Source organism: Bradyrhizobium sp. Arg816 (genome assembly GCF_029989365.1).
In the GTDB taxonomy this organism is placed as follows: Bacteria; Pseudomonadota; Alphaproteobacteria; order Rhizobiales; family Xanthobacteraceae; genus Bradyrhizobium.
Genome location: NZ_JAPRAQ010000019.1, coordinates 28472 through 40430 on the forward strand (window position 1 = coordinate 28472; position 11959 = coordinate 40430).

Below are 11959 nucleotides of genomic sequence, written 5' to 3' on the forward strand. Positions count from 1 at the left end.
TTGGAATGCTTGAGGGAGCCGAGGTGCGGCTTGCCGTTGATATCGGTGGCACGTTCACCGACATCGTGCTGGACGTGGGGCATGATCGCAAGACGCGCAAGGTGCTGACGACGCCGCAGCGGCCCGAGCAGGCGGTGCTGGACGGCATGCGTCTCATTCTCACTGACGCGCGCGCGCATATCAGCGACATCGACGTCTTCATTCACGGCACGACGCTCGCGACCAATGCGATCATCGAGCGCCGCGGCGCCAAGACCGCGCTGATTGCGACCGACGGCTTTCGCGACGTGCTCGATATCGGCACCGAGAGCCGCTATGACCAGTACGATCTCAGCATCGACAAGCCGAGGCCGCTGGCGCCGCGGTCGCTCCGCTTCACCGTGCCTGAGCGGATCGACGCGCACGGCGCCGTTCGTCTCCCGTTGGACGAAGCAGCGGTCCGCGCACTCGCGCCAAAATTGCGCGCGCTGAGCGTCGAGAGCGTCGCAATCGCCTTTCTGCACTCCTATGCCAATCCCGAGCACGAGCGCCGCACGGCCGCGATCCTCGGCGAGGAGATGCCCGGCATCTCCGTGACCGTGTCCTCCGCGGTGTGTCCGGAGATCCGCGAATACGAGCGCACGTCGACCGCAGTTGCCAACGCCTATGTGCAACCCCTGATCGACGGTTATCTCGCCCGCATGGCGGATGCCTTGCAGGTCGAGCAGTTCCGCGGCGCGATCTATCTCGTCACCTCCGGCGGCGGCGTCACCTCGATCGAGACGGCGCGGCGCTTTCCGGTGCGCCTCGTCGAATCCGGTCCCGCCGGCGGCGCGATCTTCGCGGCGCAGATCGCGGCGCGGCTTGGCGAGAGCAAGGTGCTGTCCTTCGACATGGGCGGCACGACCGCAAAAATCTGCCTGATCGAAAAATACCAGCCCGAGACCTCGCGCGTGTTCGAGGTCGATCGTGCGGCGCGCTTCCTGAAGGGCTCCGGCCTGCCGGTGCGCATCCCCGTGATCGAGATGGTCGAGATCGGCGCCGGCGGCGGCTCGATCGCGCATGTCGATGCGATGAAGCGCGTCACCGTCGGCCCCGAGAGCGCCTCGTCGGAGCCGGGCCCTGCCTGCTACGGCCGCGGCGGCCAGCGTCCGGCCGTGACGGATGCGGACGTAGCCCTCGGTATGATCGATCCTGATGCCTTCGCGGGCGGCACGATCAAGCTCAGCCCGGAGCTTTCGAAGGCGGCGCTGTTGCGCGCCGTCGGTGAGCCGCTGGGGCTGTCGGCGGAAACCGCGGCCTATGCCGTGCACGAGGTCGTCTGCGAGAACATGGCGAGCGCGGCGCGCGTGCATGCGGTCGAGCGCGGCGAGATCGTCGGCCAGCACACGCTGATCGCCTTCGGTGGCGCGGCGCCGCTGCATGCGGCGCGCGTCGCCGAGAAGATCGGCGTCTCCAGGGTCATCGTGCCCTCGAATGCCGGCGTCGGCTCGGCCGTCGGCTTCCTGGCTGCTCCCATTGCCTATGAGCTGGTGCGCAGCCGCCATGTCCGCCTCGATGATTTCGACACGGAGGGGGTCTCGGAGCTGCTCCAGGAAATGGTGACCGAGGCGCGCGCGCTGGTGGAGCCGGGCGCGGCCGGTGCGCCGGTGCGCGAACGCCGCGCGGCCTTCATGCGCTATGTCGGCCAGGGCCACGAGATCCCGGTCGAGCTGCCGAACCGGCGGCTGACATCGGCCGATCTCGCCGGGCTGCGCCAGAAGTTCGAGGCCGACTATTCGGCGATGTTCGAGCGTCCGATCCCAGGCGCCGCAATCGAGGTCCTGAGCTGGTCGGTGCTCGCGACCACCGATGCGCATAATCCTTCTGTCGTCGCTTCCGTTGCGCGCAAGCCCGCCGGCAAGGCCTCGGGCAGCCGCAAATTCTTCGACGGACGGGCGGGGGAGGTGATCGAGATCCCGCTCTATCGCCGCGAGGACATGGCACCGGGCGCGACCATTGCCGGCCCCGCCGTGATCGCCGAGGACGAGACGTCCACCTTCGTCTCCAACAGTTTTGACGCCCATATCGACGGTGCCGGCAGCATCGTCATGGAACGAAAGGCGGCCTGATCATGAGCAAGGCAAATGGCGCGAGCCTGATCGATCTTCAGATCATGTGGCACCGGCTGATCGCCGTGGTCGAGGAGCAGGCGCAGGTGCTGCTCCGCACCGCCTTCAGCCCGATCGTGCGTGAATGCGGCGACCTCTCCGCCGGCGTGTTCGACCTCAGGGGGCGGATGCTGGCGCAGGCGGTGACCGGCACGCCAGGCCACGTCAACTCGATGGCGGAATCGGTCAAGCACTTCATCGCGCATTTCCCGATCGAGACGATGAAGGAAGGCGACGCCTACATCACCAACGATCCCTGGATGGGCACAGGTCATCTCAACGACTTCGTCGTCACCACGCCCTGCTTCAAGGACGGCAAGCCGGTCGCGCTGTTCTCCTGCACCAGCCATCTCATGGACATCGGCGGCATCGGGTTCGGCCCTGACGCCACCGACGTGTTCATGGAGGGGCTCTACATCCCCATGCTCAAGCTGATCGACCAGGGCGTCGTCAACGAGACGCTGATGGCGATGATCCGCACCAACACGCGGCTGCCGATCGACACCGAGGGCGACACCTATTCGCTCGCCGGCTGCAACGACGTCGGCTGCGAACGCCTGGTCGAGATGATGACCGAGTTCGAGATCGACACGCTCGACGAGCTCGGCGACTACATCTGCGACCGCTCGCGCGAGGCCGTGCTGGCCGAGATCGCAAAACTGCCGAAGGGAAGCTGGCACAACACCATGGTCGTCGATGGCTATGATGCGCCGGTCACGCTCGCCGCGACGCTGACGATCTCGGATGAGGGTATCCACGTCGATTTCGACGGCACCTCGGCCGCTTCGAAGTTCGGCATCAACGTGCCCCTGTCCTACACCACGGCCTACACCGTATTCGGCCTCGGCTGCGTCGTCGCCTCGCAGATCCCGAACAATGCCGGCTCGCTCTCGCCGCTGACGGTGTCGGCTCCCCCTGGCGCGATCCTGAACGCACCAAAGCCCGCGTCGGTCGCCTCGCGCCACATCATCGGCCAGATGCTGCCCGACGTGGTGTTCGGCTGCCTGCGCCAGATCATTCCCGAACGAGTGCCGGCGGAAGGCACCTCGTGCCTGTGGAATCTCAATGTCCGCGGCCAGACGCGAAGCGGCGTCGGCGGCAATTACGGGTTCTCGATGGCGGTGACTTCGAACGGCGGCACCGGTGCGCGCTTTGCGAAGGACGGGCTGTCGGCGACCGCCTATCCCAGCGGCGTGCGCGGCACGCCGGTCGAGATCGCGGAGACGCAAACGCCGCTGATCTTCTGGCGCAAGGAGCTTCGCCCGGATTCCGGCGGTGCCGGGCGCACCCGCGGCGGTCTCGGCCAGATCATCGAGGTCGGCAGCGGCATCGATGCACCGTTCGATATCCTGGCTGCGTTCGACCGCATCGATCATCCGCCGCGCGGACGCGATGGCGGCCAGAATGGCGAGGCCGGATATGTCGGCCTGAAGTCCGGCCAGAAGATGCGCGGCAAGGGTTTTCAGACCGTGCCGCCGGATGACCGGCTGGTGGTGATGACGCCGGGCGGTGCCGGCATCGGCGATCCGCGCGAGCGCGATCGCGTGGCGGTCAACGACGATGTCGCAAGCGGCCTGGTGTCTGCCGACAATGCGGTTGCGATCTATGGACGCGCGAGGTGAGGTGACGGGCTCCGCTATCGCGCGCGTCACGCTGTCCGACCTCGTTATCACGATCGGCTTCGTACGGCCGCTGACGCTCTGGCGCGGGATCGTCACGGTGCAACCGCGCGTGCCGTTCGGATAACCCGCTTCAGTCCGAAGATCTGTCGGCTGGGACGAAACGGTCAGCGCCACTGCCGTTTCAAATTCGTGCTGCGCGTCAAATTCGCGCCGCTCGCGCATTCCATCTTTGCGCTCTCCCTCATCCGGCGTACTCTGTGAGAGCGAGCAGGAGTGCAACAGCAACCAGTCCAGGAAACGTAGCTCCTTTTGGCGATGTCCGCCGAGAGAGATCGAGAGCTGTTGGCAGCTCATATGCGATGGAGAAGAACCGACACTTAGCGAGCTGCAAACATCCCTCGCCGCGTCTGCGAGACGCGAGTTCAACAAAACACAAAAGCGGGAGGAACGGATGAAGAAGCGTTGGTGTAAGTTTGGCCTACCTCTTGTTGCAGGCGCGACGCTGATCGCGTCATCGGCATGGGCCCAAGCCGTGGATACTGCCCGGATCGAGGCCGGCGGTCAGAACGATTGGCTCACCTATCACGGCTCATACAAGTCGTATCACTACAGTCCCCTCTCACAGATCAATACCGGTAATGTGAGCAATCTGGGTGTCGCGTGGATCCACATCCCCGGACGTTCGACCCGGGGGCTGCAATCGATGCCGCTCGCGGCCGATGGCGTGCTCTACTACACCGGCTCCTATAGCCGCACCTTTGCGCTGAACGGCGCTACCGGCGAGGTGATCTGGTCCTACTTCCCCGAGCTGGATGAAGCCTTGGTCGCGCGGCAGACCCATTCGCCCTACAATCGCGGTGCTGCCCTCGGCGAGGGAAAGGTCTATGTCGGGACAATGGATGGCCATCTCATCGCGCTCGACATGAAGACCGGAAAGGTCATGTGGGACACCAAGCTGATTGATTCCCAGAAGCTGACCGTTGGGTTCACCGGAGCGCCGCTTTACGCCAAAGGCACGGTGGTGATCGGCTCGCAGGGCGGCGAATGGCCGGGCCGGGGTCCGATCTTCGGTGTAGATGCCACCACCGGCAAGAAGAAATGGGAATTCCTGACGGTTGCCGGCACGGACGAGGCCGTGAAGACCTGGGGCAATGACTCCTGGCGGACTGGCGGCGGCGGCGGATGGATGCCGGGCACCTACGATGCTGAGAACAACACCGTCCTGTGGGGCACTGCCAACCCGGCGCCGCTCTACGACTGGTCGGGAGCCGATTACAAGACGCAGGGCGCGCGTCCGGGAGACAATCTCTACACCACCTCGGTGATCGCGCTCGATATCGATACCGGCAAGCTGAAATCCTATCACCAAGAGCTGCCTCATGACGCCTGGGACTTCGACAGCGCGGTCGGCGAGTTCGTGATGCTCGATCGCGACGGCCAGAAGTACGTCGTGCATCCGAACAAGAGCGGATACATCTTCGTCTATGACCGCAACCTCGGCGTCAAGAACGTCTGGCGGATCACGCAGAACAGCAATTTCGTCAAGGACATTGATCCCAAGACGGGCGAACTGATCGGCCGTCGCGACTTCTCCGCCGGCAAGGTTTCCGAACCGTTGTGCCCGCACATTTCCGGTGGGGTGAGCTGGAACGCCGGGTCGTACAACCCGAAGACGGGGCTCTACTACAAGCTCGGCCAGGAATGGTGCATGACGCTCGAAGTTCAGAAGACGACTCCGATCGTTGCTCCTCAGGCTCAGCTCAACATCGGCGCCGACTTCAAGATCGCGCCGCCGCCTAGCGGTGAGATCTATGGCCATCTCGACGCGCGCGACCCCATCACCGGCGCCAAGAAGTGGGAAGTCCGCTTCCCTGAGCCACCGCTCGGAAGCGTATTGTCGACCGGAGGCAATCTGGTGTTCGTGCCGGATTCGCGGGGCACGGTTCATGCCTACGATGCCGACTCCGGTGCCGAGCTGTGGAGCCACGGCGACGGTACCGGCCATCAGGGCGGCATCATCAGCTATTCCGTGAATGGCAAGCAGTACGTCGCGGTCGTCGCCGGCTTCGGCGGCATGGCTTCGGATGACTACGCGCCGACCTTCGGCGGTGTCTACAAGAGCATGCCGCGCGACGACGGCGCGCTCATCGTCTACAGCTTGAAGTAGTCTGCCTCAAGCGATCTGCCGAGAAGCGGGTGCAAGCCCGCTTCTCGGTCGATTGCAGCGGCCGCGCGTGATTCAGGAATGGAGCGGACGTGTTGAAACTGCATTTGAAGTCGCTTCCGGCGGTGCTGGGCGCTTCGTTGCTGTGCGTTGTGGTGGCTCGAGCTCAATCTGCCACGCCGGCGCCGGACAACGGGTCGTTGGACGTCGAGCAATTGTTCGCGGGGACCTGCGGCTTTTGCCACTCCGACGGCGGCCGGGCTGCTGGCAGGGGACCGCAACTGATGAATTCGCAACGAGACAACGAATTTCTGCACAACCGTATCAAGATCGGCAAGCAAGGTGCGATGCCGGCATTCGGCGAGAGCTTCAGTGACGCGCAGATCGACCAGATCGTCAAATATATCCGCGCCTTGAAGCCGCGCGAGGGCTGACCCTCCGGAACCTGATCCATCCAGATGAGGACGCGGCATGAAGGCAATTGTCCTGGTTATCGTCGGTGCCGCCATCGGGCTGTGCGGACCGGCGCAGGCGCGAACCCTCGACGCGATCCGCGCGAGTGGCGCGCTCGGACTATGCGCGCATCCCAACTCGCTTCCTTTTGCGCGCAAGAGCGGCGATCCGCCCGGCTTTCAGGTCGAGTTGGGACAGGTGCTGGCACGCGAGCTCGGTGTCCCGCTACGGCTCGACTGGATCATCACGCAGTATCAAATGCGCAGCGCCAATTGCGACATTCTTCTGGATGTCATCGCCGATCGCGAAGCGCAAGGCGAAACCCGTTTGAGGCTCTCGAAACCATACTACCGCACGGGCGTCGCGCTCGCGGTGCCGTCATCCAGTGCGCTCACATCGTTCAAGAGCCTCAGCGAGCATACCAAGGTGGGAGTGCAGGTCGGCTCTGTCGCCGCCATGATCATCGGTCAACGGCGCGTGCCCATATCGACCTTCGGCTTCGAGACCGACAGCCTCGATGCTGTTTCAAACCATGAGATCGATGCGGCTGCGGTCACGCCCACCGCGGCGAGCTATTTCAATCTGACGCATCCTGACAAGGCACTCCGGATCCTGGATCGCGACGAGGGCGTGGCCGACCTCAACTGGAATGTCGCCGTCGGCATGGTCCGCCCGGATGATGCGTTGCGCGAGGCGATCGACGGAGCGCTGGAACGGCTGCGCAACGACGGCACGATCGATCGGATATACGGTCGCTATGGGATCGTGCTGCAAGCGCCGAGGTAGCTGAATTGCCGAGAGAACGACGCCGTCCCGGTTTGGCCAGGACGACGTCGCTATGAAGATCTCGCTTTGGTCTTACGCCGCAGCTTTCTTCCGCGCCTGCTCGGCCTTGTACAGCTCGAACTCTTCGGCGATCGCCTTCGCGACCGACGGCCGCTGGCGCAGGCGGTCGTGATACGCCTTCACGTTCGGCCATTTGGCGAGCTCGATCGGCGGGGTCGCCATGGTCCAGTTGATGACCGTGACGAGATAGGCGTCGGCCACGCTGAACTGGTCGAGCAGGAACTCGCGCCCCTTCAGGTAATTGTCGAGATAGTCGAGCCGCGACAGGTTCTTCTCCAGCACATAGGCCTTCATCTCCTGCGGCGCCTTGCGGTCGAGCACGGGGATGAAGAGGCCCTTATGCAGCTCGGTGCCGATGAAGCAGAGCCATTGATGCAGCCGGGTGCGATCGATGCCCTGGGCCGCACCGAGGCCGGATTGCGGGAACCGATCCGCGACATATTGCAGGATCGCGGCGTTCTCGGTCAGCACCACGCCCTCGTCGGTGCGCAGCGTCGGCACGAGGCCGATCGGGTTGACGGTCCGGAAGTCGGTGCCGTCGTTCAGCACTGTCTTGGTCGGCGGATCGACTTCGAGATAATTCGCTTCGGCGCCGGCTTCGTACAGCGCGACGCGCGTCGCCATCGAACAGGCGAGCGGCGAGAAATAAAGATCCATCTTGGGCCTCCTTGGGCAATTCCTCGTTGTCAGTGTCGCTCAACCTGGCCAGATTGATTTTTGTACCATCTTGTATAATATGGCGGCGGTCAAGGATTAATTTGCGAAATGGTACAAAAATCGAAGCCGCCAGCTGCTGCCAATGAGCCGAAGCGCCGTGGCCGTCCGCGTGCCTACGAGCCAGAGGTCGCGCTCGGCAAGGCGCTCGACCTGTTCCGCCGGCAGGGCTTTGCGGCGACGTCGCTGGACGATCTCAGCGAAGCGACCGGCATGAACCGGCCGAGCCTCTACGGCGCCTTCGGCGACAAGCGCGAGCTCTACATCAAGAGCTACCAGCGCTACCGCGAGGACGCGCGCGCCTCGATGGTCGAGATCTTTCGCCAGGAGATGCCGGTGCGCCAGCGGCTCGAGCGCGTCTTCGCGTCCGCGCTGAACATCTATCTCTCCGGCGAGACCGGTCCGCGCGGCTGCTTCACGGTGGTGACCGCGGCGTCCGAAGCCGTCGGCGATCCCGAGATCCGTGCCATGGTGCTGGATGGACTGACCGAGCTCGACAAGGCCTTTGCCAGTTGTTTCCGACGCGCCAAGGAGAAGGGCGAGTTGCCCGCGAGCGCCGACCCGGCCGTGCTTGCGCAGGTCGCGTCCGCAACCGTGCATTCAATCGCTATCCGCTCCCGCGCCCGCGTGTCGCGCAAAGAGCTCGAGGCGATCGTGAAGGGAGCGATCGACGTGATGGTGGGGCCCAGGCCCTAGCCGTCGTCCCGGGGCGCGCGCAGCAAGAGCCCGGGACCCATAACCACAGGGAGTGGTTTGGCGAAAATTCGGAGTTGAAGGGTCTTCGGTACGCCGACCGTGCGCTATCGATAGATCACGCGGTATGGGTCCCTGCGTTCGCGAGGACGACACCGGGGATGGGGCGAGATCGTGGCCTCGCTACGCCGCGCGAATATGTGCGAGGAAGCGATCCACCTCGTCCCGCAGCCGCTGCGACTGCTTCGACAGCTCGACCGCCGAGCCCAGCACTTCCTCGGCCGCCGTGCCGGTCGCGGCGATGCCGGCGGTGACGCCGGAGATGTTTTGCGAGACCTCGCCGGTGCGGGCTGCCGCCTGCTGGACGTTCTGTGCGATTTCCTGCGTCGCGGTGCCCTGCTGGCCGACGGCTGCGGCGATCGCAGCCGAAATCTCGTCGACCTGCTGGATCGTCGCGCAGATCGACTGGATGCCGTCCACTGCGCCTGATGTCTCGCCTTGCACCGCCGTCACCTGCGCGCCGATTTCCTCGGTCGCCTTCGCGGTCTGGGTTGCGAGCGCCTTCACCTCGGAAGCAACCACCGCAAAGCCGCGACCGGCTTCGCCGGCGCGCGCCGCCTCGATCGTCGCGTTGAGCGCGAGCAGATTGGTTTGCCCCGCGATGCCATTGATGAAGGAGACGACGTCGCCGATCTTCTGCGCGGCGTCCGCGAGGCTCTGGACCCGTGCGTTCGACTGCCGGCCGTCGCTTGCGGCCTTGCCGACGACTTCGGTCGCGTGGGCGAGGCGGCGGCTGATCTCGGTCATCGACGAGGACAATTCTTCCGCGGCGGCCGCGACCGTCTGCACGTTCTCCGAGGCCAGGCCGAGGCCGACGACACCGCGCGGGTCTGCTGCCGCGACTGTTCGACGATGCCGGACATCGAGCGCGCGGTGTGCTCCATCTCGACCGCGGCCGCGGACACCGTGGTGACGACCTCGCGGATGCTGGCCTCGAAATTGTCGGCCAGCGCGGCGAAGGCGCGGCGCTTCTCCGCTTCGGACCGCGCCTGGATGTCGGCTTGCTCCGCCTGAAGCTTGTTGAAGTTGACCGCATTGTCGCGGAACACCGCCACCGCCCTCACCATAGCGCCGACCTCGTCATTCGCCTTGATGGCGGGAACGGCGACGTCGAGCCGGCCGTCGGCGAGTTCGCGCATCACCGATGTGATCGAGAGAATCGGGCGCGAGATGCTGCGGGCGATGAGATAGCCGACGAGCGCCGCCAGCACGAGGCCGAGCGCGGCAATTCCGATCGCCAGCAACCAGGCGCGGTCGGCGGAGGCCTCGTAATCGGCGTTGTCCATCACCAGTTCGACCGCGCCCAACGGCTTTCCGGAAAAGTCCTTGATCGGTCCGAGCAGCGCGGCGACCGGCGTGTTGTCGAGCCTGGCCTGCCGCACCGTGAATCCGTCGCCGGCGGCGCGGCCGTAGTCGGCCGCGTCGAAGAAGCTCTTGCCCTTCAGCGTGCCGCCGAACAGCTTGAAGCCCGAGCCGTCGGCGAGATGGAAGGCGACGTCGACATGGCGGCTGGCCTTGAAGTCGTCGAGGAAGGGCTGGCCGAAGGTCAGACCGAATTCGACCGTGCCGAGATGTTTGCCGCCTTGCGCGATCGGCACCACGCCGCGGATGCCGAGCCCGGCCACGCCACCTTCCAGACCGACCACGACCTTGTGGTCCTGGTTGGCGACGACGACGGTCTTGCGGAAGCCCGAGAGGTCGTCACCGAACTTGGCCGGCTGGTGGACGCGCAGGTAGGAGGTCGCCGGCGGCACGTGAAACTGGAATTGATCGACGCCGTAGTCGGATTTGATGGCGGCGAACACCGGCCCGAACAGGCGCACCAGCGCCTCCCGGTCCTGCTTTGCCATCGCCTCCTGGGTCGCCGGCATGGCCGCCACCACGGCGCTCATCGCGGCGGCGCGCTGCGATTCCTCGGCGATGCGCGACTGCAAGGCATCGTAATGGCTGCGCAGCTCCCGCTGGTCGGCCCGGTCGATGATCCCGGCGATGATCCACATCGCCCCGAGCACTGCAAACAGCGCGGTCGCCGCCGCAGTCACCGCCAGCGCAACCGTGATCCGCATCCTGAGGCCGAGCGTTGCCCGCATGTCCGACTCGTTGTTTGAGCGTTGGTTAACAACGCCTATCAACTCCTCGCTAAGAGAGGGTGAACGAGGGCGGGACGACAACCGAGGGTGTCTGAAGAGCCCTAATACCCCCGCGACCGATCCACCACGTTCTCCAGCGCACCGCCGGCCTCGAACTTTGCGATTTGCTCGGCGACATAGGCCGAGATTGCATCGGCGTCGGTGTCGGCCGCGTTGTGCGGGGTCAGCAGCACCTTGGGGTGGGTCCAGAACCGGCTGTCCGCAGGCTGCGGCTCCTGCACGAAAACGTCGAGCGAGGCCCCGCCAAGCGTACCGTCGTCGAGGCAGGCCAGGATGTCGGCCTCGTTCTGCAAGCCGCCGCGACCCGCATTGATCAGCACGGGCGCGCCGAGCGGGCTGTTGCGGTTGAGCTTGGTGAAGACGTCGCGGTTGAGGATGCCGTGCGTATCAGGCGTCAGCGGCAACAGGCAGACCAGGATGTCGGTCTTGCGCAGGAATGCATCGATCTGCGCGGCGCCATGGAAGCATTCGACGCCCGCGATCGTGCGCGGGCTGCGGCTCCAGCCGGCAACGCGGAAGCCGAGCCGGCGCAGCACGTCGGCGGCATCGGCACCCAGCGTGCCAAGCCCCATCACGCCGACGGTGACGGCGCTCGCCGGCCACTGATATTGCGGCTCCCAGCGTTTTGCGCGCTGCGAGTCCCGCAAGTACAGCTCCTGGCGGTGGTGCATCAGCACGTGCAGCACGACATACTCGGTCATGCGATTGGTGAGATCAGGCACGGCGACGCGCACCAGCGGTACGTCGGGCAGGCTCTTGTCGGCCATCAGCGCATCGACGCCCGCGCCCAGATTGAAGATCGCACGCAGATTGGGGAAAGCGCCGAGGTCGCCCGGCACCGGCTTCCACACCGCGGCATAGTGCACCTCGGCCGGATCGAGGGAGGCGTCGGGCAGCAGCACCACGCGGCGGCCGTCGCAGACCGCGTCGAACCGGGCCTTCCAGCGCTCCGGCAGCCAGTTCTGCTGCGTGCTGTTGATCAGGACGGCCAGTGTGCCCATGCTCATTCGAAGTGCCTCGTCGGTTCCGCTTTGAAAACCCTCCTTGGCACGATCCGACGGATTTTTCTCGCAAATTTTTTCCGCAGCCCTGTCGGGGCGGGGCATATTGGATCGTCTTAAAAACAAG

The 11959-nt window shown here is 65.1% G+C and carries 9 protein-coding genes and 1 pseudogene; 7 read left to right on the forward strand and 3 right to left on the reverse strand.

Going from position 1 to position 11959, the window contains the following annotated elements:
* Positions 1–5: 5 nt before the first annotated feature.
* From OWC48_RS33290 to OWC48_RS33315, 6 genes are all read left to right on the forward strand, one after another.
* Positions 6–2090 (forward strand): hydantoinase/oxoprolinase family protein, encoded by a 2085-nt coding sequence (locus OWC48_RS33290; protein ID WP_282523773.1) that lies wholly within the window; start codon positions 6–8, stop codon positions 2088–2090.
* A gap of 2 nt (positions 2091–2092) precedes the next feature.
* On the forward strand, positions 2093–3751 hold the full coding sequence (locus OWC48_RS33295; RefSeq protein ID WP_282523774.1) for a hydantoinase B/oxoprolinase family protein: 1659 nt from the start codon (positions 2093–2095) through the stop codon (positions 3749–3751).
* Between the two features lies 1 nt (position 3752).
* Positions 3753–3875, forward strand: a complete 123-nt coding sequence (locus OWC48_RS33300) for a hypothetical protein (RefSeq protein WP_282523775.1) — start codon at positions 3753–3755, stop codon at positions 3873–3875.
* A gap of 327 nt (positions 3876–4202) precedes the next feature.
* Entirely contained in the window at positions 4203–5918 is a 1716-nt protein-coding gene (locus OWC48_RS33305; protein ID WP_282523776.1) for a PQQ-binding-like beta-propeller repeat protein, read from the forward strand.
* 152 nt (positions 5919–6070) lie between these two features.
* Entirely contained in the window at positions 6071–6349 is a 279-nt protein-coding gene (locus OWC48_RS33310; protein WP_282523870.1) for a cytochrome c, read from the forward strand.
* Between the two features lie 37 nt (positions 6350–6386).
* Positions 6387–7154: an ABC transporter substrate-binding protein gene (locus OWC48_RS33315; RefSeq protein WP_282523777.1), complete on the forward strand. Its 768-nt coding sequence runs from the start codon at positions 6387–6389 to the stop codon at positions 7152–7154.
* Between the two features lie 72 nt (positions 7155–7226).
* On the opposite strand, the gene OWC48_RS33320 is transcribed toward OWC48_RS33315, so the two are convergent.
* Positions 7227–7871 carry a glutathione binding-like protein gene (locus tag OWC48_RS33320; RefSeq protein WP_282523778.1) on the reverse strand — a complete coding sequence of 215 codons (645 nt, stop codon included), beginning with the start codon at positions 7869–7871 and terminating at the stop codon, positions 7227–7229.
* Between the two features lie 108 nt (positions 7872–7979).
* Here OWC48_RS33320 and OWC48_RS33325 point away from each other — a divergent pair, with 108 nt between their 5' ends.
* Positions 7980–8624 carry a TetR/AcrR family transcriptional regulator gene (locus OWC48_RS33325; protein ID WP_282523779.1) on the forward strand — a complete coding sequence of 215 codons (645 nt, stop codon included), beginning with the start codon at positions 7980–7982 and terminating at the stop codon, positions 8622–8624.
* A 180-nt stretch (positions 8625–8804) separates the two neighbouring features.
* Here the strand turns inward: OWC48_RS33325 and OWC48_RS33335 are convergent.
* Positions 8805–10771, reverse strand: a pseudogene (locus OWC48_RS33335) (cache domain-containing protein).
* Positions 10772–10872: 101 nt separating this feature from the next.
* Positions 10873–11838 (reverse strand): glyoxylate/hydroxypyruvate reductase A, encoded by a 966-nt coding sequence (locus OWC48_RS33340; protein WP_282523782.1) that lies wholly within the window; start codon positions 11836–11838, stop codon positions 10873–10875.
* Between the last annotated feature and the right edge of the window lie 121 nt (positions 11839–11959).

Excerpts from the sequence above, each read along its gene's own strand:
- OWC48_RS33325 (WP_282523779.1), top strand. The coding sequence starts at position 7,980 with ATGGTACAAAAATCGAAGCCGCCAGCTGCTGCCAATGAGCCGAAGCGC.
- OWC48_RS33290 (WP_282523773.1), top strand. The coding sequence starts at position 6 with ATGCTTGAGGGAGCCGAGGTGCGGCTTGCCGTTGATATCGGTGGCACG.
- OWC48_RS33340 (WP_282523782.1), bottom strand. The coding sequence starts at position 11,838 with ATGAGCATGGGCACACTGGCCGTCCTGATCAACAGCACGCAGCAGAAC.
- OWC48_RS33315 (WP_282523777.1), top strand. The coding sequence starts at position 6,387 with ATGAAGGCAATTGTCCTGGTTATCGTCGGTGCCGCCATCGGGCTGTGC.
- OWC48_RS33305 (WP_282523776.1), top strand. The coding sequence starts at position 4,203 with ATGAAGAAGCGTTGGTGTAAGTTTGGCCTACCTCTTGTTGCAGGCGCG.
- OWC48_RS33320 (WP_282523778.1), bottom strand. The coding sequence starts at position 7,871 with ATGGATCTTTATTTCTCGCCGCTCGCCTGTTCGATGGCGACGCGCGTC.
- OWC48_RS33295 (WP_282523774.1), top strand. The coding sequence starts at position 2,093 with ATGAGCAAGGCAAATGGCGCGAGCCTGATCGATCTTCAGATCATGTGG.